The sequence below is a fragment of the Nocardioides zeae genome (assembly GCF_010686755.1).
In the GTDB taxonomy this organism is placed as follows: Bacteria; Actinomycetota; Actinomycetes; order Propionibacteriales; family Nocardioidaceae; genus Nocardioides; species Nocardioides zeae.
This window is the reverse complement of the sequence record NZ_JAAGXA010000023.1, coordinates 1-24,559: the sequence shown is the minus strand read 5'-3', so window position 1 is coordinate 24,559 and position 24,559 is coordinate 1. Positions and strand designations below refer to the sequence as shown.

Below are 24,559 nucleotides of genomic sequence, written 5' to 3'. Positions count from 1 at the left end.
CCCGACCGGTCCGCGTTTTCCTTGTCCGTGCGGGGGCCGCGCCGCACTCTCCCCTCCGGGGCGAGAGCCGCGGCCGACCCTCAGTACGCCGCGCGGTCGCCCTTCGCGAGCCACGCGTCGAACGGCGCGGTCGCGTCGGTCGGGCGCACCTGCACGACGGGCGTCGTCCAGTCCGACCGCGGCGTCGCCATGAGGTCGTAGAACGCCCGGTCGTCGAAGCCTCCGCGGGCGGCGTCGTCGCGGTCGGCGGCGTACACGACGCGGTCGACGCGCGCCCACAGGGAGGCGGCGGCGCACATCGGGCAGGGCTCGCACGAGCTGTAGAGCACGCAGCCGGCCAGGGTGAACGTGCCGAGCTCGCGGCAGGCCGCGCGGATGGCCTGGACCTCCGCGTGGGCGGTCGGGTCGAGGGTGGGGGTCACCCGGTTCTGTCCGGTGGAGACCAGCTGCCCGTCGCGCACGACGACGGCGCCGAACGGTCCGCCGCCCTCCTGCACGTTGGCGACCGCCAGCTCGACGGCGCGGGCCAACCAGGTGGACTCGGTGCTCATTGCTCTCCTCGGGGGGACGTTCGGGCCAGCCGCCACACGCGGTCGCGGCTCATCGGGATCTCGTGGGGCCGCACGCCGAGCGCGTCGCGCACGGCGTTGGCGAGGGCGGGGGCGACGGGGTTGTAGGGCGCCTCGCTCATCGACTTCGCGCCGGCCGGGCCGAGCGGGTCGACGGTCGCGGCGAACAGCACCGTCGTGGGCGGCACGTCGGCCATGTTCGGCACCCGGTAGTCGCGGAACGCCGCCGTCGTGGGGACGCCGTCGACGAGCACGACCTCCTCCTGCAGCGCACTGCCCAGGCCCTGGGCGACACCGCCCTCGACCTGGCCGCGGAGCTGCTCGGGATTGAGCACGACGGCCGCGTCGACGCCCTGCACCGAGGTCAGCACGCGGACCTCGCCGGTGCGCGGGTCGACCGCGACGCGGAAGCCGTGCACGTTGAAGGCGACGGAGCGCGGCGAGCCGTCGCACGAGCCGTGGGCGACGAGCGGCCGGTCCAGCCGGGCGGGGTCGCCGCCGGCCGCGTCCAGCAGGGCCCGGAGGGACGTCGCGGCCCGCGCCACCGCCGTACCGGCCACGACCGACCCGGTCGACCCGTAGGCCCCGGTGTCGAAGCCGGCGGTCGCGGTGTCGGCGGTGCGCAGGCGCACCTGGTGGGCCGGTACGCCGAGGGCGGAGGCCACCAGCTGCGTGTGGACCGTCGCGGTGCCGTTGCCGAACTCGGCCGTGCCCACGTCGAGCGTGACGACCCCGTCGGGGGTGAGGGTGAGGGTGGCGTTGCTGTGGTGACCGCGCGGCGGGATGGTCGCGATCATCGCGGCGGCCACGCCCTCCCCGACGAGCCACGGCGTGCCGTCGGGCCGGACCGGGACCCGGTCGGCGTCGACGGGCGCGGTCTCCGCCAGGTGCCCCTCGACGAGGTCGAGGCACTGCGCGAACCCGTCGCCCGTGTGCTCGAGGTCGGTGTCGGGCGGGCCGTTGACGACGAACGCGTCGCCGGGCACGACGGCGTTGCGCCGCCGGACCTCGAACGGGCTGATCCCGACCTCGCGGGCGAGCTCGTCGAGGGCGGACTCGATGCCGAGCACGACCTGGCCGAGCCCGTAGCCGCGGAAGGCGCCCGAGGGCAGGTTGTTGGTGTAGACCGCCTCGGCGTCCACCCGCTTGTTGGCGCAGCGGTAGAGCGCGACCGACTCGTGGCAGCCGTGGAACAGCACGCCGGGACCGTGGTTGCCGTAGGCGCCGGTGTCGGAGAGCACGTCGACCGCCATCGCCGTCAGCACCCCGTCGGCGTCGGCGCCGAGCTCGACCGTGACGCGCATCGGGTGCCGGCACGGCACCATCGTGAACTGCTCGGGCCGGGTGAGCTCGAGCTGCACCGGCCGGGGGTCGCCCTCGGCGGCCGTGCGCAGCGCCGCGACGGCCGCGAGGTCCTCGACGAGCAGCTCCTGCTTGCCGCCGAAGCCGCCGCCCACCCGCGCGGCGACGACCCGGACGGTCGCGGGGTCGCGGTCGAGGAGCCGGGCGAGCTCGTCGCGCACGAGGAACGGCACCTGGGTCGACGTGCGGACGACGAGGGTGCCATCGGGCTCGACCCACGCCCGCGCCCCGTGGGTCTCGAGGGCCGCGTGGCTGACGCGGGCGGTCTGCCAGGTGCCGCGCACCCGGTGGGCGGCATCGGCGAGCCCCGCCGCCACGTCACCGACCTCGCCGTGCGTCTGGGCGACCACGTTGCGGGCCGGGTCGCTGATCCGGCACGCGACCGGGTCCTTGTCGCCGTGCAGCAGCGGGGCGCCGGGCGCGCGGGCGGCCTCGGGGTCGTGGACGGCGGGGAGCGCGTCGTACGCCACGACGACGAGCCGCGCCGCCTCCTCCGCCGCCTGCGGCGTCTCGGCCACGACGGCGGCCACGCGCTGGCCCACGAAGCGCACGACGTCGTCGAGGACGCGGGTGTCGTCGGGGTCGTCGAGCCGGCTCTGGTGGCGGCCGGTGGAGAAGAGGGTGGCCGGTACGTCGCGGTGCGTCAGCACGAAGCGCACCCCGGGCACCGCCTCGGCCGCGCGCGTGTCGATGGTGATCCGTGCGTGCGGCGCGGTGCTCTGCACGAGCGCGACGTGGAGCACGTCGGTGCCGGGCAGGTCGAGCGTGAAGGGCTCGCGGCCGGTCACGACGCGGGGCGCCGCCGGGGCCGGCAGCGAGGAGCCGACGGCGCTGCAGGCCCCGGAGACGTTGGTCCGGCCCGCCAGGGCGTCGCGGATCGAGCGGTAGCCCGTGCAGCGGCACAGGTTGCCCTTGAACCTCCGGGCCAGGGCATCGCCGTCCTCGACCACCGTCCCGTCCGGGCCGGCGAGCGCGGCCGCGGTCACGACGTACCCCGCCGTGCAGAACCCGCACTGGAACCCGGCCGCCGCGGCGAAGCGCTGCTGCACGGGGTGCGGCTCCTCGGGCGTGCCGAGACCGGCGGCGGTCGTGACGGAGCGACCGTCGGCGCGGTGCACCGGCACGAGGCAGGAGTGCAGCGGGGTGCCGTCGACGAGCACGCTGCACGCCCCGCAGTCGCCGGCGTCGCAGCCCTTGCGCACGTCGAGGTGCCCGGTGTCGCGCAGGAACGTGCGCAGGCACTGGCCCGGGTGCGCGGTCGACGCGTCGACGGGAGCGCCGTTGACCTCGATCACGCGGCGGCCTCCCGGACTCCGGCGTGGAGCTCGTCGAGCACCTCGCGGGCGAGCACGCCGGTGACGTGGGCGCGCCAGTCGGGGGCGCCGTGGGGGTCGGCGTACCACCGCTCGTCGGCGATGCCCGCCACCGCCGCCGCGAGCTCCTCGCTGCCGGGCAGGCCCGCGAAGCGCAGCACGACGGGTCGGTCGGTCGCGGCGGTCACGCTGAGGGCGCAGGCACCGGACGGCGCGTCGCGGCGACCGACGACGACGGCGGCCGAGCGGCCGACGGGGGTGAGGGAGAGGGTGCGGACGGCGTACGTCGCGGTCAGCGCCGCCGCGTCCACCTCGAGCCCGCGGAGCAGCTCCTCGGGACGCCGGTCGGTGCGGCCGGGGCCGGTGACGAGGTCGGCGACGGGTACGACGCGGGAGCCGCCGTCGGCCGCCAGCAGCGTCGCCCGCGCGTCGAGGGCGACGGCCAGCGACGTCATCGCGCCCGCCGGCAGGCCGAGGCAGATGTTGCCGCCGATGGTCGCGACCTCCTGCACCTTGAACGACATGAGGAACGCGTCGGCGCACCGGCGCACCAGGGAGGCCGCGCTCGCGCGGCCGGGTTCCGCGGCCCACGGGGCGGTCGCGGCCAGGAGGCCGGCGACGGTGCAGGTCGCGCCGATCGTCAGGCCGGGACCGTCGGCCGCCGGGACCGGCGCCACGGCCGACCAGCCCAGGCCGGCGAGGTCGACGAGGCCGCGCAGGTGGGGCTGCGGGGTCGAGTAGAGCCACGACCCGCCGGCGAGCCACGCCTCCCCGGGCTGCAGCCACGCCTCGTCGAGGGTGCGGGGGACCCGCACGCCGCGGAGCTCGGCGAGGTCCATCACTCCACCTCCGCCAGGCGCTGGTAGGTCGCGGAGATGCTGGTGACGCGCTCGCGACCGGCGGCGCCGCGGCGGGCGAGGACCCCGTCGGCGAGCACGGCGACGAGGCTCATCGCCGCGGCGTAGGAGTCGAACGCGAGGTCGGTCCCCACGGGACACTCGACCCAGATGCCGGCAGCGCCGATGCGGCCGAGGTGCTCCGCCGCGCTGGGGTCGCCGACGAGGACGACCCGGGCGCCGGTGCGCGCGACCTCGGCGAGGAACGCCCCGAACCCGGCCGGGCGGCGTCGGAAGCCGACGACCACGACGACGTCGCCGGGCTCGATGTCGGCGAGCTCCTCGCCGACCACCTGGCCCGGGGCCGGTGCCAGCCGGACGTGGGGCCGGGCCTGCACGAGCTGCTGGCGCAGGTGCAGGGCGACGACGTGGCTGTTGCGCCAGCCGACGACGTGGACGTGCGCGGCGTCGGCGAGGGCGGCGACGGCGTCGGCGATCGCCGGCCGGGACAGCGCCGCGGCGATCGCCGCGGCCTCCGCCCGCGCGTGGACCGGCAGGCTCGCGGGGCCGTCGGTGGCGCGCGGCTCGCCGATGGAGCGGATCGCGCGGAGGTGCTCGCGCACCTCGTCGAAGTCGCTGTAGCCGAGGCTGCGGAACAGCCGGCTCATCGTCGCCTTGGAGACCCCGGCGAGGTCGGCGAGCTCGGCCGCCCGGTAGGTCGCCAGGTCGTCGAGGTGCTCCAGCAGGGTGTCGGCCGCCCGCCGCTCCTGCGGGGACAGCGCGCCGCGGTGGGTCGCGATCCGCTCGTCGATGCGCACGGTGCTCACACCCCCAGCCCGACGGCGGGCGAGGGCACGGCGGTGGTCGCTCCCGCGTCGTACGCGCGGACGGCGGAACGCACCGCCTCCTCCAGGGCGACGAGCCCGGCGGCGACGTCGACCTCGCGGACGTCCTCGCCGGGGTGGTGGCTGATCCCGTCGAAGCAGCGGAGGAAGAGCATCCCGATGTCGGTGACGCGGGCGACGGCCATGGCGTCGTGCCCGGCCCGGCTCCACAGCGCCATGGGGTCGGGGTCGCCGGTGCGGGCGATGCCGTCGCGCACCGCCTGCTGCAGCCAGCCGGCACAGGGCGCGGCGGGCGCCGCGTGGGTCTCGATCGCCTCGAAGCGCAGGCCGCGGGCGGTGCAGGTGGCGGCGATGTCGGCCGCCATCACGTCCCAGGCCGCGTCGCGGGCGCTGTCCAGGGGGGCGCGGAGGTCGAGGCTGAGGTCGGCCCGGCCGGCGATGACGTTCACCGCACCGGGGCTCGCCTCGATGCGGCCGACGGTCGCGATCACGCCGCGCTCGCGGGCGATGCGCTCGATCGCGGTGATGGCGAGGCTGGCGCCGACGAGGGCGTCCTTGCGGCGCTCGTACGGCGTGCCGCCCGCGTGCCGGGCCTCCCCGTGCACGGTGAGGCGGAAGCGGCGGGCGCCGGCGATCGTCGTGACGTAGCCGAGCGAGGCGTCCGCGGCCTCGAGGTAGGGGCCCTGCTCGATGTGGGCCTCGAGGTAGCCGACCAGCGACCCCGGGTCCCGGGCCGCCTCGTGGTGGCGGCGCGGGTCGAGGCCGAAGTCGAGGTAGGCCTGGTGGAGCGTGACGCCCTCGCGGTCGCGGAGGTCCCAGAACGTGTCGTCCCACTGGCCCGAGAAGGCCTTGCTGCCCAGCAGGGCCGTGCCGAACCGGGTGCCCTCCTCGTCGGAGAACGCCACGACCTCGAGCGCGCACGGCCAGGTCGCGACCTCCGCGGCGAGGCTGCGCGCCACGTCGATCGCCATGACGACGCCGAGCATGCCGTCGTAGCTGCCCGCGTCGGGCACCGTGTCGACGTGGGAGCCGAGCACCAGGGCGGGCAGCCCCGGGGTGCGGCCCTCGATGCGGCCGCACTGGTTGCCCGCGGCGTCCTGCCAGGTGTGCATCCCGGCCTCGGCGAGCCAGGCCGCCACACGACGGTTGGCCAGCGCGTGCTCGGGGGTCAGGTGGGTGCGCTCGAGCCCCGTGGTCGAGGCGGAGAACAGGTCGAGCTCGCTGCAGCGCGCCAGCACCTCCTCCGCGCTCACGCGGCGGCGCCCGGGGTGGTGTCGGGGGTCGGTCCTGGGGGCGTGTCGGCGTAGGACTCCAGCGCCGCGCCGACCCCGCCGCCCGCGACGACCGGGGCGCCGGCCGCGCGGAGCACCTGCTCGAGCGCGGCCAGCGTGAGGAGCACGGCGTCCCGGCGGGCGTTGTGGCCCATGGTGCCGATGCGCCAGACCTTGCCGTGCAACGGCCCGAACGAGGTGCCGATCTCGATCCCGAAGTCGGTGAGCATCGCCCCCCGGACGTCGTCGGCGACGACGCCGTCGGGCACGTGGACGGCCACGACGTTGTGCATCTTGTGGGCGACGTCGCCGAAGACGGCGAGCCCGAGCCCGCGGACGCCCGCCAGCATCGCGGCGCCGTGGACGCGGTGGCGCTCGACCGCGGCGTCGACCCCCTCGGACAGGAGGATGCGGGCGCACTCGCGGGCCGCGTACAACATGCTCGTCGCCTCGGTGTGGTGGTTGAGGCGGCGCGGTCCCCAGTAGTCCATGACCTGGGCGAGGTCGAGGTAGTTCGACGCGATCCGCACCCCGCGCTCGCGTGCGACGTCGGACTCCTCGCGGATGCCCGCCTCGACGTGCCGGCGGCCGTCGATGACCGCGACCGCGCGCTCGCCGATCGTGATCGGGGCGCTGCCGGAGGGGCCGCCGAGGCACTTCTGCAGCCCGGCGCTGGCGACGTCGACGCCCCACGCGTCGGTCTCGAACGCGTTCCCGCCGAGGGAGGCGGTGGCGTCGCAGTAGAGGAGCGCGTCGTGGCGCCGGCAGATCTCGCCGAGGTCGGCGAGCGGCTGGCACATCGTCGTCGACGTGTCGCCCTGGACGACGGCGACGACCTTGGGGCGTACGGCGCGGACCGCCACCTCCAGCTCCTCGGGCTCGAAGACCTCGCCCCACGGGCGCTCCACGGTGTGGACCTCGGCGCCGCAGCGCTCCGCGATCTCGACGAGCAGGTGGCCGAAGCGGCCGAAGACCGGCACGAGCACCCGGTCACCTGGCTCGAGGAGGCTGACGAGGGCCGCCTCGATGCCCGCCCGGGACGTGCCGTCGACGAGCAGCGTGTGCTCGTTGGTCGTGCGGAACACGCCGCGGTAGAGGCCCATGACCTCGGTCATGTAGCCCGTCATGACGGGGTCGTACTGGCCCACCAGCGGCGCCGCCATCGCCCGCAGCACGCGCGGGTCGGCGTCGATCGGGCCCGGTCCCATGAGCAGGCGCGGCGGTGGGTTGACCTGCGCGGGGAGGGCGGGGGGACCGGACGACGGCGTCATGGGGCTGACGCTAAGAAACGGCCGTTTCGTGTGTGTTTCGGTGGTGGGGCAGTGTGTTTCGGGCCAGCCGTTCGGCCGCCGGACGGCGTGAGTGCGGGCGGTCCGGTGGATGCCGGTCGCCCGGGCGGTGCATGATCGGCGCGTGGCGAACAGGTACGACGTCGTGGTCGTCGGCGCGGGCATCGTCGGCCTCGCGGTGGCGCGCGAGGCGCTGCGGCGGCGCCCCGGGGCGCGGGTGCTGGTCGTCGAGAAGGAGACCGAGGTCGCCGCGCACCAGACCGGCCACAACTCGGGCGTGGTGCACGGCGGGATCTACTACGAGCCGGGGTCGCTGAAGGCGCGGCTGTGCGTCGAGGGCGCCCGCGAGATGTACGCCTACTGCGAGCAGCACGACCTGCCCCACGAGCGCTGCGGCAAGCTCGTCGTGGCGCTCGGCGAGCACGAGCTCGGCCGGCTCGACGAGCTGGAGCGCCGCGGACGGGCCAACCGGGTGCCGGGCCTGCGCCGCGTCGACGCCGCCGGCATCCGCGAGGTCGAGCCGCTCGCCACCGGGGTCGCGGCGCTGCACGCGCCCGGCACGGGCATCGTCGACTACGGCGCCGTGGCCCGGGCGATCGCCGCGGAGATCGCGGCCGAGGGCGCCGAGGTGCGGCTCGGCACCGAGGTCACCGGCATCGCCCCCGGACCGGGCGGCGACGGTGCGGTGGTGGACCTGGCGGACGACGACGGGGGTACGACGCACGTGGGCGCCGCCCGCGTCGTCGTGTGTGCCGGGTTGCGGGCGGACCGGCTCGCGCGCCGCTCGGGCGCCCCGGCTGACCCGCGGATCGTGCCCTTCCGGGGTGCCTACCTCGTGCTGCGACCGCGCCCCGCGGACGAGCCGCCGGTGGTGCGGGGGATGGTCTACCCAGTGCCGGACCCGACCCTGCCGTTCCTCGGCGTGCACGTGACGCGGCACATCGGCGGCGAGACCAGCCTCGGCCCGACGGCGATGCTCGTGCCGACGGCGGCAGCGCTCGCCTGGCCTGGCACGTGGCGCGTGGGGCGGCGGTTCTGGCGCACGGGCATCACCGAGGTGCGGATGGCCGTCAGCCCGCGGGCGTTCGTGGCGGCGGCGGCACGCTACGTCCCCTCGCTGACGGCGGCCGACCTCTCGGGCGCGACGCACGCCGGCGTCCGGGCCCAGGCCGTGGGCCGCGACGGACGCCTCGTGGACGACTTCGTCATCTCCACGACCGGCGGCGTCGTGAGCCACCTGCGCAACGCGCCGTCGCCCGCGGCCACGTCGGCCTTCGCGCTGGCGCGGGAGCTGGCGGACCGGGTGGGGCTCTAGGGGCCCGGCCCGGCCCGGCCCGGCCCGGCCCGGCCCGGCCCGGAACGGCCCGGAACGGCCCGGCCCGGTGCGGTTGGTGCGCCCCGGACGCGCTCGGCGCGGCACCAACGTCCCATTGCGCGCCCCGGTCGACGCCACCCGGAACATCCGCGCCCCGAGCACCGTTGTCCCCTCCGTGACCGGAGCCGTGATCCTCGTCGTCGCCGTCGTGCTCGCCCTGGGCGTCGGCGCCTGGCGCGCTCGTGTCGACGGGCGCTTCGGCGCGCGCCGTACGCCGCGGGCGACCGCCCCCGCCGCGAGCAGCGCCGAGCCGGGCGAGCCCACCGCCTGGGACGCCGTCGTCGCGGCGGGTCTCGTCGAGACGCCGGGGGAGCGCGCGACGCTGCTGCAGTTCTCGTCGGCCTTCTGCGCCCCCTGCCGGGCCACGCGGCGCGTGCTCGGCGAGGTGGCGGAGGTCGTTCCGGGCGTCGCGCACGTCGAGGTCGACGCGGAGCACCACCTGGAGCTGACCCGCACGCTGGGGATCCTGCGCACCCCGACGACGCTCGTGCTCGACGCCGCCGGCCGCGAGGTCACGCGGGCGGCCGGGGCGCCGACGAAGCAGCAGGTGCTCGCGGGTCTCGACGCCGCGGTCTGAACCGGGCACCGCCCGAGGTGTCCACATCGAGACGATCGAGTCCGGTTGGTCGATCGGCTCCGTAGAGTTCCCGCTCGTGGCCGACCTCCTCACGCTCTCCGCGCTCGCCGTCCTGGTCGTCAGCTTCGGCGTGGGCATCGTGGTCGGCCTGACCGGGATGGGCGGCGGCGCCCTGATGACGCCGGCGCTGATCTTCCTGGGCATCCCGCCGACGGCGGCCGTCGCGAACGACCTCGTCGCCGCGGCGGTCAACAAGTCGGTCGGAGCGGCGGTGCACTGGCGCCACGGCGCCCCCAACATGCGGCTGGCCGGCCTGCTGGTGGTGAGCTCGGTGCCGTTCGCGCTGGCGGGCGGGTTCATCGTGCACCGCATCGGCGGCGCCGACGCCGAGGAGCTCGTCGCGACGGCCATCGGTGCCGCGCTGCTGCTGACCGCGGTGACCTACACGCTGCGGGTCTTCCTGCAGCTCCGGCTGGTGCGCGACGGCAACGAGGCGCCGGACGAGACGGTCCGCCTGCGGCCGCTGCCGACGGTGCTGGTGGGGGCGTTCGGCGGTCTCCTCGTCGGCATCACCTCCGTCGGCTCGGGGTCGGTGATCATGGTGGCGCTGCTGCTGCTCTACCCGACGCTGACGGCGGTGCGGCTCGTCGGCACCGACCTCGTCCAGGCGGTACCGCTGGTGATGGCCGCCGCGATCGGCCACGTCGTCGTCGCGGGGGTCGACTGGGCGATCCTCGTCCCGCTCGTGCTCGGTGGCACGCCGGGCACGTTCCTCGGCGCCCGGATGGCGGCGTGGGTGTCGCAGTCGGTGATCCGCCGCGGCATCGTCATCGTGCTGTCGCTCACCGGCCTCAAGCTGCTCGGCGTGCCGCCCGAGGCCGTCGGCATGATCGGCGCGGCCCTCCTGCTCCTCGGGCCGCTGGCCTGGGGCTGGGTGCGGCAGCGCGCCGGGCTCCCGGCCTTCGACGAGCAACGCACCGCGTGGCGCCACGACGAGCCCGAGCCGGATCACTCCCGCTCGAGCTGACGCCCCCAGGCAGGGTCGGGACGGGCGCGGTCGACCAGGTCGCCGCGCACGACCGCGTGCGTCACGGCGCCGCGGAGCCGCACCCCGTCGTACGCCGAGATCGGGTTGCGGTGCGCCAGCGCCGTCGCGTCGACCGTGAGGTCGACACCGGGGTCGTAGACGGCGAGGTCGGCATCCGCCCCCACCGCGATCCGGCCCTTGTGCCCGAAGCCGACGAGGTCGGCCGTGTTCCGCGTCATCCACCGCGCCACGGACTCCAGGGGGATCCCGCGGCGCCGTGCCTCGGTGGCCATGGCGGCGAACCCGACCTGCAGGCCCGCGATCCCGCCCCAGGCCTGCTGGAGGTCGCCGTCGCCGCGGCCCTTCTCCTCGGCGGTCGCGGGGGAGTGGTCGGAGACGACGCAGTCGATGATCCCCGCCTCGAGCGCGGCCCACAGGTCGTCGCGGTTGCCGGCGTCGCGGATCGGCGGGCAGCACTTGAACTGCGGCGCCGCGTGCGGGACGTCCTCGGCCGCGAACACCAGGTAGTGCGGGCAGGTCTCCACCGTGACCGGCAGCCCCTCGGCACGGGCGTCGGCGATCATCGGGACCGCGCGGGCGCTGGACAGGTGCAGCACGTGCACCCGCGCGCCCGTCTCGCGGGCGCCGTCGAGCACCAGCCGGATGGCGGCGGTCTCCGCCTCGTGGGGCCGCGAGCGCACGAAGTCGCCGTAGGACCCGCCCGGCCGCTGGGGCGCTGCCGCCAGCACGGCCGGGTCCTCGGCGTGCACGATCATCAGTCCGTCGAAGCGGGCGACCTCGCGCAGCGCCGCCCGGAGCTCCGTGGCGTCGAGCGGGGGGAACTCGTCGACGCCGCTGGGCGACAGGAAGCACTTGAAGCCCAGCACCCCGGCGTCCCAGAGCGGCGCGAGGTCCGCGAGGTTGCCCGGCACGGCGCCGCCCCAGAACCCGACGTCGACCGCCAGCTGGCCGCGGGCCGCGGCCTGCTTGAGGCGCAGGTGCGCGACCGTCGTGGTCGGCGGGATCGCGTTGAGCGGCATGTCGACGAGCGTCGTCACCCCGCCCAGCGCCGCGGCCCGCGTCGCGGACGCGAACCCCTCCCACTCCGTGCGCCCCGGCTCGTTGACGTGGACGTGGGTGTCGACGACGCCGGGAACGACGTACGCCGCGTCCGGAGCCTCGAGGACCTCCCCGGCCACGTCGTGGTCGAGGTCCTCGACGGCCGCCACCCGGCCGTCCCGGACCACGACGGTGGCGGGCCGGAACGTGTCGCCCACGAGGACCCGACGGCCGCGCACGGCGTCGACGCGCACCGCGCCGGCCTCAGGCGAACGCGGGCACGGTGGCCCACGCCTGGGGGACCTCGGGCTGCCCCTCGCGGGTGATGGTCGCCTGGATCAGCCCGTAGGGCCGGTCGGCGGCGAAGAAGACCTCGCCGGGGTTGTCGAGCCCGAACGGGGCGAGGTCGACGAGGAAGTGGTGCTTGTTGGGGCACGACAGCCGGATCTCGGCGATCTCCGGGTGGTCCTCCAGCACGCGCCGTCCCATCGCGAAGAGCGTCTGCTGCAGGGCGAGGGAGTGCACCTCGGCGAACGTGGCGAGCAGGACGGCGCGCACCGCGTCGTACAGGCGGTCGAAGTCGAGCTCCTCGAGCTCGGCCTGCGTCTCGGGGGCGTAGCGCCACCACGCCGTCACCGACGTCGCCATGATGCGGTCGTCGGTCTCGGCGAGGGTCGTGTAGCGGTCGCGGGGGAAGCCCGAGAACTCCGAGCCCGTCGACTTCAGCACCGTGCAGCCGCTCAGCCCGGAGACGACCCAGGTCGCGTCGCCGTCCTTCTGCACCACGGTGGTGCGCACCTCGTCACCGCGGCGCACGAAGGAGTGGTCGTGCTCGCCGTCGCCGGTGACGATGCGGTCCCAGGCGTGGGCCTGGGCCTCCCAGCGTCCACCGGTGACCCACGTGAACTCCTCCACGAAGTGGCTGCCGAACGTCATGAGGAAGGTCTCCGGCGTGGCGATGCCGTGCTCGCGGGCGAACGCGTAGAGCGTGTTCTTCTGGGTGTCGGTCGCCACGACCTGGCTGTTGTCGCCGTCGGTGTGGCAGGCGGTGAAGTCGCCCCGCAGCTGGGCGGTCACGGTGAGGTCGGTGATGCGGTGCACCGGGGTGTCGCGGTCGATCCGGACGAGGCGGCACTCGGCCTTCCCGTACTGGTTCGCCCCGAGCACGATGTCGCCGTCGGCCATGTCAGCTCCCCTGGTAGGTGGTGTAGGCGTAGGGGCTGAGCAGCAGCGCGACGTGCACGTGGGCGCCGCTCAGCGCGACCGTCAGGTCGACGTGCGGGAAGAAGGTGTCGCGGCCCGCGGCGGCGTACCAGTCGCCCGTCGCGAACGACACGACGTACGTCGCGGGGTCCAGCTGCGCCGTACCTCCGGCCGCGGCGAGCGGGCCGTCCCACCGGATGCGGCCGTCGGCGTCGGTGGTGGCGGTGGCCAGCGTCGTGCCGGCGGGGGTGGCGAGGGTGACCTCCAGCCCGGCGGCCGGTACGCCGCGGGCGGCGTCGAGGACATGGGTCGAACAGGTGGTCACGTGGTGCTCCCCTCGAGCAGGCCCTCCAGGCGCAGCAGCGCGATCTGCGCCAGCTGGTCGTGCACCTCGACGCGCTCGGCGTCGGGGTCGTTCGTGAGGCGCCGGTCGAGCTCGGCGAGGATCTCGGACCGGCTGCGGCCGGCCGCGCGGATGAGGAAGACGCGACCGAAGCGGTCCTCGTACGCCGCGTTCCCGGCCGCGATCGCCGGCTCGAGGTCGGCTGCGTCGGAGCTGCCGACCCGGATGGCGCCCTGCTCCCGGCGGCTCAGCGCGGCCTCGGGGCCGTCGCCGGTCGGGCGCTCGCCGATCCGCGGGTGGTGCGTGAGGGCGCCCTCCACGTCGGCGTCGGTCCAGCGCGCCGCCTCGGTGGCGGCCAGCGCGAGCAGCGCCGGTGCGTCGGGGTAGGGCCGACCGGCGACCAGCGCGTCCAGCCACCAGCCGACGTCGGCCGCCGGGGCCAGCGTCGCGCGCGCCGTCGCCGCGTCGAGCGCGTTGAGCTCGTCGATCCGCACCTGTGCTCCTCCTGTCGGCTGAGCGCGACAGTAGGGAGCCCGTGTTTCACGGACCGGTCGCCGCGTTTCGCGGCTGTAACGACCGTTTCGACGGGTCGGGCGGTCGGGCGGTCGGGCCTCTCAGGCAGGCCGGGGGATCGTGCGCGCGAGCGCGAGCAGGTCGCGGTCGCGACCGGGGGCGGCGACCAGGCAGACGCCGCAGGGCAGGCCCTCCGCGGTGCGCAGCGGGACGGTGACGGCGGGCAGTCCGCCGATCCCCGCGATGGAGGTGAGACCGAGCATCGTCTCGCGCAGCGACTGGTCGGCGCCGCCGGGCAGGGGCGCGACCGTGGGGGTCGTCGGGAGGAGCACGATGCGGTCCGCGACCCGGTGCCGGATCTCGAGGCGAAGGCGGGTGAGGCTGTGCGCTGCGGCGTTCACCTCGGCCGGGTCGAGCCGGGCGGCGGCCTCGAAGCGGCCGCGGACGGCGGGCGTCAGGGTGTGCAGCCGCGAGGCCACCCAGGTGGCGTGCTGCTTCCAGGCCTCTGCCGACTGCACGAGGGTGAAGGTCGTGCGCCACGCGTCGAGGTCGTGGGCGTCGAACGGCTCCCGCACGACGTTGCCCCAGCCGCGCGCGAACTCCTCGATCGCGGCCCGCACGTCCGGCGCCGCCAGGGCGAGGAGGTCGGTGGCGAGCACGACGTCGCTGGTCGCGGGCGGCGGCGCGGGGGGCAGGAGCACGTCGCCGACGCGGGCGAGGAGGTCCGGGTCGCGGGTGGCCCAGCCGACGGTGTCGAAGGTCGGGGCGAGGGCGAGGAGGCCGTCGCGGGCGACCGCGTTGCGGGAGGTGCGGATGCCCCACAGGCCCTGCCACGACGCGGGCACGCGGATGGACCCGCCGGTGTCGGTGCCCAGCGCGATGCTCGTGTGGCCGAGGCTCGTGGCCGTCGCGGAGCCCGACGTCGAGCCGCCGGACAGCCGGCGGGGCGCGTGCGGGTTGGGGGGCGTGCCGTAGTGGGCGTTGTCGCCGAACAGGCTCCACGCGAACTCGTCGGTGCGGGCGATGCCGGTGACGTCCGCGCCGGCGTCGAGGAGCTTCTGCACGGCGCGGGCGGTGCGGGTCTCGACGGGGGCGGCGGCGAGGTAGGCCGGGCTGCCGGCGCCGACCTTCTGCCCCGCGACCGCGAAGAGGTCCTTCACGGCGATCGTCTCGCGGGCGAGCGGACCGTCCTCCGCGCCCGTCACCAGCGGGTCGCCGACGACCCGCCACACGCGGGTGTCGATCGCGGGCGGGCTGACGGAGACGTGCGCCGCCGTGACCACCCAGCCGTCGCGCTGCCGTTGCCACAGCTGGGTCTGGGCGCCGCGCCCGCCGCGGGCGAGCTCCGTGGTGGCGACGACGAGGGCGTTGCCGTCGTCGACGACCTGCACCTGGATGTCGACGACCGTACGGCGCGGGGCGCCACCCCGCCCGCCCCGGAACGCGCTGATCTGGTCGTGGCCCACGAGCGTGCCCGCTGCGTCCGTGCGGAGCGTCGCCGGGCCGGGCGCGAAGAGGCGGTCCAGGGCGGCGAGGTCGTCGGACATCAGGGCGGCCTCGTAGTCCCAGAAGGCGTCCATCAGGCCGTCGGGCAGCGGGTCGGGCGTGCCGTCGGTCATGGGCGCATCATCGCGTGCCGCGCCCGTCCCGCGCGGCACCTTCGCCGAGGTGCGCGAAGTCGGCGGTGCGGATCCGCGCGTGCACGCCCTTGACGACGTCGACCACCTGGGAGATGTCGAAGTCGGTCGCGGCCGACAGGTAGGCGTACGCCTGCGCCGGCTCCATACCGTAGCGCGCCCCGAGGAGCCCGATCGCGGCGCGCACGCAGTTCTGCACGGCGACGTCGAGGTCCTCGTCGAGGCCGGTCGGCACGAGGTGCTCGCGGGTCTCGGCCAGCGGGCCGACGAGGTCGCCGAACCGGGCGACGGCCTCCGCGCGCGGCACGACGTCGAGCCGCACCGTGGCCCGCAGGCTGGCCTCCATCGCGGTGAGCGCCACCTCGCCGTCGCCCTGCGCGAAGTGGGGATCGCCGACGTAGACCAGCGCGTCGGCGACCTGCACCGGGAGGTAGAGCGTCGCGCCCTCCGTCAGGAGGTTGATGTCGAGGTTGCCGCCGTGGGCCCCGGGCGGCACCGAGTGGGGCCGGACGTCGTCGTCCACGGCGACCCCGACGATGCCGAGGAACGGCGCGAGGGGGAACCGGGCCCGCGGGGCCGAAGGAGCGTCGTACCCGGCCCGCGTCAGCGGGATCTCCCCGTACGACGCGATCCGTCCCGTCGCGGGGTCCGGGTGCTCGGCGAGCGCGGCGAAGGCGGAGACGAGGGGCAGGCCGTCGAGGGGGTACTCGCCGGGCAGCGCGCCGCGGGCGTGCCGGTTGGAGACGACGCCGTAGGGCACGCGGGGGAGCGTCTCGACGATGGTCACGGCGAGGAGGTCGCCCGGCTCGGCGCCGGTGACCGCGATCGGCCCGGTGACGACGTGGGGTCCGTCCGGGCCCGGCGTGTGCGCGCGGTCGCTCGCCGCGAGGGCGACTGCGTCCGTGAGCACCTGCTCGCCGTCGACCCCGTACGACGCGAAGAACGCCCGCGGGTCGCGCCCCTGGTCCTCGAGCACGCCCTCGTGGCTGAGGGTGTCGACCGTGACCTCGGCGCCGGGATCGACACGGAGGACGGGGGCGTCGGTGCGGCAGGGGAGCCGTCCCCAGAGGAGGTGGTCGGGCGTGGAGGGGAGGTACGTCGCCGCCCGCACCGGCCCCACCCCCGCGTCGAGGGGTGCGTCGGGGAAGCGGTACCGGGAGGCCATGCCGCGGAGCGTAGGAAACCTGTGTTTCGGCGGGGTTGCGCGTCGAGTTGTCATGTATGCCGCGGCGGGGGCGTCGAGTTGTCATGTATGCCGCGGCGGGGGCGTCGAGATGGGAGTTGTGCGTACGTGTCGCCGGTCCGTGGGAGCGTGGACCCTCGCGACCGATCGGGGGACGGAATGGACGAGAAGCAGGGCCCGGGAGAGCCGGGCGGTCAGCAGGGCGGGACGCCTGCCGGGTGGTACGCCGCGGAGCCCGGCCAGGAGCGCTGGTGGGACGGGACGTCGTGGACGGGGCACGTGCGGCCGGCCGCTGGTCCGACTGGTCCGGGCGGTCCGGGCGGGGGCATCGCCTGGAAGGTCGTCGGCCCGGTCATCGGCGTCGCGGTGGTGCTCGTCGTCGCGCTCGTGGTGACGCTGGTGCTGACGCTGGGTGGTGACGACGCCTCGGACGCGCCGGACGACGCGACGACGGAGGAGTTCTGCGACGCGGTGGAGGAGATGTACGGCGTGCTCTTCGTCTTCGCCCTCCAGGAGTCGGACGCTCCGTGGGAGACGGGCCGCGCCGTCGAGGTGCTCACCGAGACGGGGACGCCGGAGGACATCCCGGCGGACGCCCGGGCCGGGTTCGAGGAGCTGGTCACCGCGCTCGAGCGGGTCGACGGCATGACCACGGAGGAGATCGAGGAGCTCGACGAGCTCGACACCGACGACGGGGACGACTCCCCGGAGGCCCAGGCGTTCGAGGAGTACGCCGACGAGACCTGCGGGGAGATGTTCGGCTGACCCTGGGGACGGGCCCGCCGGAACTGTCGGTGGGGCCGTGTTGAGTGGTGGGCATGACGGGGGTCAGCTCATCTGGTGACGCCGGCGGCGGGGAGCCGCCGGTGCCGGACTGGTTGGAGCACGCGTTCGCGACGGGAGAGTGGCCGGCGGAGGCGGACAACTCCTACTCCACCGTGTTCGTCCCTCCGGGCCGGCACGACGAGGTGCCGCCCCCGGCCGCCGTGGAGCCCGCGGGGTGGGCGGCGCCCGGTGTCCCGGTGGATGTCGGTGGTGACGTCGACCATCCCGTGGTGGCGGCGATCGGCGGGGCCTCGGGGGCACTGACGTTCGACGGCCTGGACTGGATGAGCGCCGCGGACGCCGGCGCGGGGCTGGTGGCGGTGCAGCGTCTGGTGGCGCGGGCCTCGGCGCTGGCGGCGGTGCTGCTGGCACGGGCCGAGGAGCTGGAGGTCCACCGGGAGAACGGTGCCTCGACGGCGGCGGTGTGGTGGGCGAACGCGACGGCGTTGACCCGGCGCGATGCGTACCGGTTCGCGCGGGTGGGGGACGCGATCACGGGCAGGTGCGGCACGCACCTGGCGACGGGGTGCGCGGCCGGGGCGGTGAACGTGGAGCAGGCCGATGTCATCGTGTCGGCGCTCGACGAGCTGCCCGGGGACCTGCCGGTCGAGCTGCGGCTCGAGGCGGAGGAGACGCTGGTCGGGTTCGCGGCCGATCACGACGCCCGCGCCCTGCGAGCGATCGGGAAGAAGATCCTCACCGTCATCGCGCCCGAGGTGGGCGAGGCGCACGAGGCCGCCGTGCTGGAGAAGGAGGAGCGGGAGGCCCGCGCTGCATCGCGTCTGACGATGGTCTCGGACGGCCGTGGTCGTGTGCACGGACGGTTCACGTTGCCCGAGCTCCACGGGGCGATGCTGCGCAAGGCGCTCGACGCCTACGCGGCGCCGCAGCACCTCAACAGCTCGGACGATCCCGAGCAGCGGTTCCGCAGGGAGCGTCCGACACCGGAGCGGTACGGGCTGGCGTTCCAACAGCTGCTCGAGATGCTCGACCAGAAGGACCTGCCCGCCGCGGGCGGGACAGGGGCGACCGTCCTGGTGACGATGACGCTGGAGTCGTTGCTCGGCGGGTTGGCGACGGCGTCGCTCGACACGGGCGGCGCGATCAGTGCCGGTGAGGCGCGGCGGTTGGCATGCGGGGCGCGGATCATCCCGGCGGTGCTGGGCGCCAAGAGCGAGGTGCTCGACCTCGGCCGCACGGCTCGCTTCCACACCAGGGCGATGCGCACCGCGATGGCGATCAGGGATGGCGGCTGCGTCGCCGAGGGCTGTGACCGACCGCCGCACCAGACGCAGGCGCACCACCTCACCGCGTGGGCCCGGGGTGGCGCCACCAACGTCGAGGACGGGTGCCTACTCTGCGACCAGCACCACCGGCAGGTCCACGACCCGCTCTACCTCGTCGAGCGCCTCGGCACGGGCAAGCTGCGGTTCATCCGCCGCGAGTGACCCGGCATCGCCTGCAGACGGGCCCACGGACGCGGAGGATTCGACCCACCCGGTGCGTCAGATCGTCCGCCGAGGCACCGGCCCTACGCGACCTCCACCACCACCGGCGCGTGGTCGGATGCGCCCTTGCCGTGCCCGTCGGCGCCGCCGCGCTCCTCGCGGTCGATGAACGCGCCCGTCACCCGGGACGCCAACGACGGACTGGCCAGCACGTGGTCGATCCGCATGCCGCGGTTCCGCTCGTAGCGCTGCCGGTAGTAGTCCCAGTAGGTGTAGCCCGCCTCGGGCTCGGGCACGTGCGGGCGCACCACGTCGACGTACCCGTCCTCCACGAACCCCTCGAACGCCGCCCGCTCGGGCGGGGTGACGTGGGTCGAGGTGGCGAACTGCTTGATGTCGAAGACATCGGTGTCGAGCGGGGCGATGTTCCAGTCGCCGACCAGCGCGGTGGGTTCGCCGACCCACGCGGTCGCGGCGGCGCGGAGCCGGGCGAGCCAGTCGAGCTTGTAGACGTAGTGCGGGTCGCCGATCTTGCGTCCGTTGGGCACGTAGAGGGACCACACGCGCACGCCCCCGCAGACCGCGCCGATCGCGCGCGCCTCGGCGACGGGCGGCTCGCCGAACTCCGGCATGGCGTCGAAGCCGACGGACACGTCCTCGATGCCGACCCGGCTGATGATCGCGACGCCGTTCCACTGGCTGATGCCGGCGGCAGCGACGTCGTACCCCCGCGCCTGCAGCCCCATCAGCGGCAGCTGCTCGACCTTCGCCTTCGTCTCCTGGAGGGCGAGGACGTCGACGTCGTGGCGCTCGAGGAACGCCTCGACGCGGTCGATGCGGGAGCGGAGGGAGTTGACGTTCCAGGTCGCGATGCGCACCCGCCCGAGGCTATAGCGCCGCCTCAGCGCCCGTCAGCGCGCCCGGAACGGCGTCAGCAGCCCGGGCGTCGCGGCGTCGGCGAGGCGCAGGGCCTCGGGGAGCGGCACGTCGCGGAGCTCGACCGACTCGGGACCGGCGGCCGTCGTCGCGACGAGGGTCGCGAGGCCGAGGCGTCGCTGGAAGAACGACTGGCGCACGACCCACCCGATGACGCCGTCGGTCTCGAGGACGGTGCGCACGCGGTCGTACCCGCCCGACCCCATCACCACGTGCCACGGCGTTCCGTCGGGCCGGTGGGTCAGAGCGTGGCCGAGGTGGCGGTAGGACTGCTCGGCGCCGACGACGCCGAACGCACCGAGGAGCACGGCGACCAGCACCGGCGGCCACCACGGGCCCTCGAAGCCGAGGGTCAGGCCCACCGCGACGAGCACGAGGAGCAGCGGCAGGCGCTGCCACCGCACGTGGGCACGCCGGCGCGCGGCACCCCCGTGCCGCGCGAGCGGGACCTGCAGCGGTGCGGTCTCCCGGGCGCCGAGCACCTCGTGGCCGACGCTGACGGCGACGGGGGAGGGACAGGGGGGCACGACGGTGGTCGTGCCCTCCTCGACCCCGGTCGCGAGCGTCGCCAGCTCGCCTCCACCGGCCACCCGCATGAGGGCCTGCTCGGTGAGCCGTACGCCGCGGACCCGCCGCTCCTCGACGGTGGTGGAGCGGGTCGTGAGGAGGCCGGCGCGCAGCTGGATCGACGTCTCCTCGGGCCGTCCCGCGGGGCGGAGCCGCACGAGCCGGAAGCCCGACCACGTGAGCACGTAGCCGACCACCGCGATAACGAGCCACAGCACCGCCGCGACGCCGAGGGCGACGAGCACGACGAGGACGAGCACCTGGCTCGTCACCCAGGCGTACGCCGACTGGGCGTGGTCGACGTCCGCGAACGGCAGGTCGTCGACGAACTGCGAGGCACCGGCGCACGCGCCGAGCACGATCGCCATCTGGGCGACGTTGAGGGGGGCGAACCGCAGCCACGACCACGACAGCGCTGCCAGCTGCTCCTCGGCCTGGCCGGCCTCGGCCGGTGCCGGGCCTCCCGCCGCGGGCGCCGCGGGTACGACGTCGGGTCCGACCCCCGCCGTACCCGGTCGTGCCCGGTCGAGCAGCTCCTGCTGGAGGCGACGGGCCTCGGCGACGTCGACGGCCTCGAGGGTGATGCGCTCGTCGTCGACGCCGGTGCCGATCTCGACCTTCGTCACGCCGAGCACGCGGTGGATGAGCGAGGCGGTCAGGTCCACGCTGCGGACGCGGTCGAGCGGCGCGGTGAGCCGCTTGCGGTTGAGCCAGCCGGTGCGGAGCTCGAGCTGGGTGGGGGTGCGGCGGTACGACGTGGTGAGCCAGGGGAGTGCCCCGAAGAACCCGGCGGCGACGAGCGAGACGGGGACGAGGAGGAGCGTCCAGACGCCCGCCTGCGTGCCGATCCCGATGAGGCTGAAGATGATGGGGACGGCGAAGCCGCGCAGCACCTGGAGCGGACTGATGACGAGCAGGCGCCGGTCGAGCCGCTGCCACTCCTCGGCCGGCGGGGGCGGGGGCGCGGGCGGCCACGGGGGCGGTGGCGGGGCAGAACCGGGGGCGCCGTAGCCGTAGGGGTCGCTCACGTCGCGTCGTCCTGGCTCGCGCCGGTGATGGCGGTGAGGTCGGCGACGAGGTGCTGGGCCGTGCCGACGTCGAGGCAGGCGATGGTGATCGGCCCGGCGGCGGACGCCGTCGTCACGGTGAGGGAGCGCAGGCCGAAGGCGCGCTGCAGCGGGCCTTGCGAGGAGTCGACGGTCTGCACGCGGGAGAGGGGCGCGATGCGCTCGTCGATGCTCAGCCAGCCGCTGCGGGTGTGGACGGCGTCGTCGGTGAGCTCCCACCGGTGCACGCGGTAGCGGAACGACGGCATGATCGCCGTCCACCCGAGGAGCAGGAGCACGACGAGGGCGGCGGGGACGAGGTACCACCAGGGTCGGTCCGGCCACACCAGCGCGACCACGACGAGCGGGACCGTCACGACGGACGCGGTGATGCCGGCACCGACGCGCCAGTAGGTCACCGCCCGCGGTGACACCTGGTGGGCCGGCTCGCGCAACGCGACCGGCACGGGCTGGACGGTCTCCCCTGACGTCATGCCCCGAGCCTCCCACGTCGGGAGGAAGGAGGGCGGGGTGCTCGCCGGTGACGGAGCAGGGCGCGCCGCGCCGTAGACTGCCGCCCCGTGGCTCTCACCATCGGCATCGTCGGACTCCCCAACGCAGGCAAGTCGACGCTCTTCAACGCGCTGACCAAGAACGACGTGCTCGCGGCGAACTACCCGTTCGCGACGATCGAGCCCAACGTCGGCGTCGTGGGCGTCCCCGACGAGCGGCTCGCCACGCTCGCCGAGATCTTCGGCAGCCAGAAGATCCTCCCGGCGACCGTCGAGTTCGTCGACATCGCCGGCATCGTGCGCGGCGCCAGCGAGGGCGAGGGCCTGGGCAACAAGTTCCTCGCCCACATCCGCGAGTCCTCCGCGATCTGCCAGGTGACCCGCGTCTTCCGCGACGAGGACGTCACCCACGTCGACGGTGAGGTCAACCCCGCCAACGACATCTCCACCATCCAGACCGAGCTGATCCTCGCCGACCTCGAGACCGTCGACCGCGCGGTCGTCCGGCTCGAGAAGGAGTCGCGGAAGGTCAAGGACCTCGTCGCGAACCTCGAGGCCGCCAAGGCCGCGAAGGAGGCGCTCGAGTCCGGTGCGCCGATCATCGCGACCGACATCGACCGCAGCCTCCTCCGGGAGATGTCCCTGCTGACGGCCAAGCCGTTCCTCTACGTCTTCAACTGCGACGCGGACGAGCTCGCCGACGAGGACCTCAAGACGAAGATGCGCGAGATCGTCGCCCCGGCCGAGGCGATCTTCCTCGACGCCAAGTTCGAGTCGGAGCTCATCGAGCTCGACGAGGAGGAGGCCGCCGAGTTCCTCGCCGAGGCCGGCGTCACCGAGCCCGGCCTCGAGGTGCTCGCCCGCGTCGGGTTCGACACCCTCGGCCTGCAGACCTACCTCACCGCCGGGCCCAAGGAGACGCGCGCCTGGACGATCCCCAAGGGCGCCACCGCGCCCGAGGCGGCCGGTGTCATCCACACCGACTTCCAGAAGGGCTTCATCAAGGCCGAGATCGTGTCCTTCGACGACCTGGTCGCCGCGGGGTCGATGGCGAAGGCCAAGGAAGCGGGTCGCGTGCGCATGGAGGGCAAGGAGTACGTCATGGCCGACGGCGACGTGGTGGAGTTCCGCTTCAACGTGTGAACGCCCAGGTCAGCAGGCTTTCAGGGCCGCTTCGCCCACATCTCGCCCACATTTGTCGCGAGGACCTGCTGCGCAAGGGCCGAGGCAGCGGCGGTCCGGCACTGTCCAGCTCAACGAGATTCCCGAGGTCCGTCCCGACCGTCGTCGGCGCCCGGGGCGAGTCGGCGGCAGTAATGCTTGACGCCAACCACGCTCGGCGGCTCCGGCAGTCTTCTCAGCGTGGGAGCGGACCGACCAGACGGGCAGGAGCCAGGTACCTCGCCCGGCAAACGTCCTGAAGCGTCTTGCGCCTATGTCGCTGCGTGAGTGCATGGCAGCTGGGCGGTCGCGGTTCAGGCTGCGTGCCGACCGTTTAGTCCGACGGGCGCCGCTCAGCTGGCGGTGCGCCAGTAGAGCGTCGTCGTGACTGGGTCTGGGGGGTGGTCACAGTGGCCGAGGATGCCGCGAAGCCTGCGCTCGAGACCGTGACGGTGAAGGTGCCGCGCCCCCAGCGGTGCGAGGCGACGTAGCCCGTGCCGAAGGCTGCTACGCGGGGTAGTGCCAGCACTCCGTGGAGATAACCACCGTAGACGTAGGTAACTGCCGCCACAGAGGTCCCAGGCGGCGCCGCTGAGTTCCAGCCCGTCATACGGCTCGAGATGAAGATGGGTTCGCCGTCATCCGGTTCGCCCGCGCTGTTGTGAAAGGTCACGATCAGGCTCAGAGTTCCCGCGGGCACGGGCGCGGTCGAGGTAATAGTCGCGCCGCTCAGTACTACGTCGTAGAAGTTGCCGGCAGGGGCCATGTACGTCGCCCCGAGGTCCAAGATCAGCCGTGGCGCGGCCGAGGCCGCAGCGGCAGGTGCGGCGGCGAGGGCGACGACGGCGGGGGCGGACCACGCGGCTGCGCCAACGAGGGTGCGTCGGGTCCATCGGGGGTGGGACATGCGGGCTCCTGGGGCGGGCAGGTTCGGAAGGGCGATGGGTGGGTCGGACAATCCCAGTGGCATGCCCTCGTCGCGCTCACTGCTGTTGACCACGGCGGTACGTGCGGCCCTTTCGTACGAGTTCAGTGGACCGCTTATTTGTCCACCCTGGTAGGGTACGCAATATACATCCGCAGTCCAGTCGGAAGTGAAACGTCGAGAACAGCGCGATCGGGCGCCGCCCGCCGCCGCTACGGCGGCGGCTGGCGGGGCGAGACGGCCGGGGCGAAACCGAGAGGTGGTGCACCGCGAGGCCCTCCGGCTTTCTGGTGCACGGGGACACACCCGCAGACGCTGACCCATATCGCTGGGGGCGGAGCGCGGGCAGGGGCTCGCCGTCATCCACAAGCTTGCAGCCGCGGGCGTCGACGCCGCACGTGACTTGGTCCACGCTCTAGCGATCAGGTCCGATTCACCCCCACGGGTGGCCGGATCCGTGCCACCGATCTCGGGAGGAAAAGTGGCCTCGGATTTTTTCTGTCGCGCCTCGAGGCGCCGACGTCAGTCAGGCAAGCGCGCTGCGCGCCTCTACAGGCATGAAGGAACGCCGTCGCGCCGCCGGTGCGCGTGCTGGGAGGGTTGGCCTAGGTGTGATGTCCAGGGAGGTTGTACCGACCAGCGTCGGTGAGCCTGTCTGAAAGGTGAAGGCCTCCGGATGTGAAGTGGAGCTGTCTAAGGAACCGCTTCACACACCAGGAGGCCTTCGTGTCCCACGC

The 24,559-nt window shown here is 74.6% G+C and carries 21 protein-coding genes; 6 read left to right on the top strand and 15 right to left on the bottom strand.

The genetic code is table 11. The annotated features are described in order from the left end of the window. Positions 1–80: 80 nt before the first annotated feature. The 6 genes from G3T38_RS20145 to G3T38_RS20120 are packed head-to-tail and all read right to left on the bottom strand — an operon-like array spanning position 81 to position 7,467. Complete coding sequence (locus G3T38_RS20145) at positions 81–551, bottom strand: nucleoside deaminase (RefSeq protein WP_163774568.1); 471 nt, start codon at positions 549–551, stop codon at positions 81–83. Continuing rightward, positions 548–3,226, bottom strand: a complete 2,679-nt coding sequence (locus tag G3T38_RS20140) for a molybdopterin-dependent oxidoreductase (RefSeq protein ID WP_338037784.1) — start codon at positions 3,224–3,226, stop codon at positions 548–550. The genes G3T38_RS20145 and G3T38_RS20140 overlap by 4 nt, the downstream gene beginning before the upstream one ends. Beyond that, positions 3,223–4,083, bottom strand: a complete 861-nt coding sequence (locus tag G3T38_RS20135) for an FAD binding domain-containing protein (protein WP_163774566.1) — start codon at positions 4,081–4,083, stop codon at positions 3,223–3,225. Before G3T38_RS20135 ends, G3T38_RS20140 begins: the two co-directional genes overlap by 4 nt. Beyond that, positions 4,083–4,907 carry a MurR/RpiR family transcriptional regulator gene (locus G3T38_RS20130; RefSeq protein ID WP_174268244.1) on the bottom strand — a complete coding sequence of 275 codons (825 nt, stop codon included), beginning with the start codon at positions 4,905–4,907 and terminating at the stop codon, positions 4,083–4,085. The genes G3T38_RS20135 and G3T38_RS20130 overlap by 1 nt, the downstream gene beginning before the upstream one ends. Next, positions 4,904–6,178 (bottom strand): allantoate amidohydrolase, encoded by a 1,275-nt coding sequence (locus G3T38_RS20125; protein ID WP_163774564.1) that lies wholly within the window; start codon positions 6,176–6,178, stop codon positions 4,904–4,906. The genes G3T38_RS20130 and G3T38_RS20125 overlap by 4 nt, the downstream gene beginning before the upstream one ends. Beyond that, positions 6,175–7,467 (bottom strand): pyridoxal-phosphate-dependent aminotransferase family protein, encoded by a 1,293-nt coding sequence (locus G3T38_RS20120; protein WP_241729114.1) that lies wholly within the window; start codon positions 7,465–7,467, stop codon positions 6,175–6,177. The genes G3T38_RS20125 and G3T38_RS20120 overlap by 4 nt, the downstream gene beginning before the upstream one ends. Positions 7,468–7,609: 142 nt before the next feature. On the opposite strand from G3T38_RS20120, the gene lhgO reads away from it, so the two are divergent. The 3 genes from lhgO to G3T38_RS20105 all read left to right on the top strand — a co-directional run bounded on the left by lhgO (position 7,610) and on the right by G3T38_RS20105 (position 10,464). Beyond that, positions 7,610–8,800 (top strand): L-2-hydroxyglutarate oxidase, encoded by a 1,191-nt coding sequence (lhgO, locus tag G3T38_RS20115; RefSeq protein ID WP_338037783.1) that lies wholly within the window; start codon positions 7,610–7,612, stop codon positions 8,798–8,800. 175 nt (positions 8,801–8,975) lie between these two features. Next, the gene (locus tag G3T38_RS20110) at positions 8,976–9,437 is read left to right on the top strand and encodes a thioredoxin domain-containing protein (protein ID WP_163774560.1); all 462 of its coding nucleotides are present in this window, start codon (positions 8,976–8,978) and stop codon (positions 9,435–9,437) included. A 76-nt stretch (positions 9,438–9,513) separates the two neighbouring features. Further along, entirely contained in the window at positions 9,514–10,464 is a 951-nt protein-coding gene (locus G3T38_RS20105) for a TSUP family transporter (protein WP_163774558.1), read from the top strand. On the opposite strand, the gene allB is transcribed toward G3T38_RS20105, so the two are convergent. The 6 genes from allB to G3T38_RS20075 all read right to left on the bottom strand — a co-directional run bounded on the left by allB (position 10,446) and on the right by G3T38_RS20075 (position 16,384). After that, positions 10,446–11,777, bottom strand: a complete 1,332-nt coding sequence (allB, locus tag G3T38_RS20100) for an allantoinase AllB (RefSeq protein WP_163774556.1) — start codon at positions 11,775–11,777, stop codon at positions 10,446–10,448. The two genes, G3T38_RS20105 and allB, sit on opposite strands and share 19 nt — an antisense overlap. Positions 11,778–11,787: 10 nt before the next feature. Continuing rightward, positions 11,788–12,708, bottom strand: coding sequence for a factor-independent urate hydroxylase (gene pucL / locus G3T38_RS20095; protein ID WP_163774553.1), 921 nt, complete (start codon positions 12,706–12,708; stop codon positions 11,788–11,790). A gap of 1 nt (position 12,709) precedes the next feature. Continuing rightward, a complete protein-coding gene (uraH, locus tag G3T38_RS20090) occupies positions 12,710–13,051 on the bottom strand; it encodes a hydroxyisourate hydrolase (protein WP_163774551.1) in 342 nt (113 codons plus the stop codon). Next, the gene (gene uraD / locus G3T38_RS20085; RefSeq protein WP_163774549.1) at positions 13,048–13,563 is read right to left on the bottom strand and encodes a 2-oxo-4-hydroxy-4-carboxy-5-ureidoimidazoline decarboxylase; all 516 of its coding nucleotides are present in this window, start codon (positions 13,561–13,563) and stop codon (positions 13,048–13,050) included. Before uraD ends, uraH begins: the two co-directional genes overlap by 4 nt. A gap of 120 nt (positions 13,564–13,683) precedes the next feature. Continuing rightward, positions 13,684–15,201, bottom strand: coding sequence for an AtzH-like domain-containing protein (locus G3T38_RS20080; protein WP_163774547.1), 1,518 nt, complete (start codon positions 15,199–15,201; stop codon positions 13,684–13,686). Positions 15,202–15,208: 7 nt separating this feature from the next. Beyond that, positions 15,209–16,384 (bottom strand): acetamidase/formamidase family protein, encoded by a 1,176-nt coding sequence (locus tag G3T38_RS20075; protein ID WP_163774546.1) that lies wholly within the window; start codon positions 16,382–16,384, stop codon positions 15,209–15,211. 177 nt (positions 16,385–16,561) lie between these two features. On the opposite strand from G3T38_RS20075, the gene G3T38_RS21100 reads away from it, so the two are divergent. After that, positions 16,562–17,167: a DUF2510 domain-containing protein gene (locus tag G3T38_RS21100; RefSeq protein WP_194247595.1), complete on the top strand. Its 606-nt coding sequence runs from the start codon at positions 16,562–16,564 to the stop codon at positions 17,165–17,167. A gap of 53 nt (positions 17,168–17,220) precedes the next feature. Beyond that, on the top strand, positions 17,221–18,675 hold the full coding sequence (locus G3T38_RS20065) for an HNH endonuclease signature motif containing protein (RefSeq protein ID WP_163774545.1): 1,455 nt from the start codon (positions 17,221–17,223) through the stop codon (positions 18,673–18,675). Positions 18,676–18,758: 83 nt separating this feature from the next. On the opposite strand, the gene G3T38_RS20060 is transcribed toward G3T38_RS20065, so the two are convergent. Genes G3T38_RS20060 through G3T38_RS20050 form a run of 3 tightly spaced genes read right to left on the bottom strand, consistent with a single transcriptional unit; the run spans position 18,759 to position 21,718 of the window. Further along, the gene (locus tag G3T38_RS20060) at positions 18,759–19,553 is read right to left on the bottom strand and encodes an exodeoxyribonuclease III (RefSeq protein ID WP_163774544.1); all 795 of its coding nucleotides are present in this window, start codon (positions 19,551–19,553) and stop codon (positions 18,759–18,761) included. A gap of 33 nt (positions 19,554–19,586) precedes the next feature. Beyond that, positions 19,587–21,206: a PH domain-containing protein gene (locus G3T38_RS20055; RefSeq protein WP_163774543.1), complete on the bottom strand. Its 1,620-nt coding sequence runs from the start codon at positions 21,204–21,206 to the stop codon at positions 19,587–19,589. Beyond that, positions 21,203–21,718, bottom strand: coding sequence for a PH domain-containing protein (locus G3T38_RS20050; protein ID WP_163774542.1), 516 nt, complete (start codon positions 21,716–21,718; stop codon positions 21,203–21,205). Before G3T38_RS20050 ends, G3T38_RS20055 begins: the two co-directional genes overlap by 4 nt. Before the next feature lie 87 nt (positions 21,719–21,805). On the opposite strand from G3T38_RS20050, the gene ychF reads away from it, so the two are divergent. Next, the gene (gene ychF / locus G3T38_RS20045) at positions 21,806–22,879 is read left to right on the top strand and encodes a redox-regulated ATPase YchF (RefSeq protein WP_163774541.1); all 1,074 of its coding nucleotides are present in this window, start codon (positions 21,806–21,808) and stop codon (positions 22,877–22,879) included. Positions 22,880–24,559 lie beyond the last annotated feature (1,680 nt).

Bases quoted from the DNA above. Each gene is read 5' to 3' on its own strand.
- G3T38_RS20145 (WP_163774568.1), bottom strand. From the start codon at position 551: ATGAGCACCGAGTCCACCTGGTTGGCCCGCGCCGTCGAGCTGGCGGTC.
- G3T38_RS20135 (WP_163774566.1), bottom strand. From the start codon at position 4,083: ATGGACCTCGCCGAGCTCCGCGGCGTGCGGGTCCCCCGCACCCTCGAC.
- G3T38_RS20120 (WP_241729114.1), bottom strand. From the start codon at position 7,467: ATGACGCCGTCGTCCGGTCCCCCCGCCCTCCCCGCGCAGGTCAACCCA.
- pucL (WP_163774553.1), bottom strand. From the start codon at position 12,708: ATGGCCGACGGCGACATCGTGCTCGGGGCGAACCAGTACGGGAAGGCC.
- G3T38_RS20080 (WP_163774547.1), bottom strand. From the start codon at position 15,201: ATGACCGACGGCACGCCCGACCCGCTGCCCGACGGCCTGATGGACGCC.
- G3T38_RS20075 (WP_163774546.1), bottom strand. From the start codon at position 16,384: ATGGCCTCCCGGTACCGCTTCCCCGACGCACCCCTCGACGCGGGGGTG.
- G3T38_RS21100 (WP_194247595.1), top strand. From the start codon at position 16,562: ATGGACGAGAAGCAGGGCCCGGGAGAGCCGGGCGGTCAGCAGGGCGGG.
- G3T38_RS20065 (WP_163774545.1), top strand. From the start codon at position 17,221: ATGACGGGGGTCAGCTCATCTGGTGACGCCGGCGGCGGGGAGCCGCCG.
- G3T38_RS20050 (WP_163774542.1), bottom strand. From the start codon at position 21,718: ATGACGTCAGGGGAGACCGTCCAGCCCGTGCCGGTCGCGTTGCGCGAG.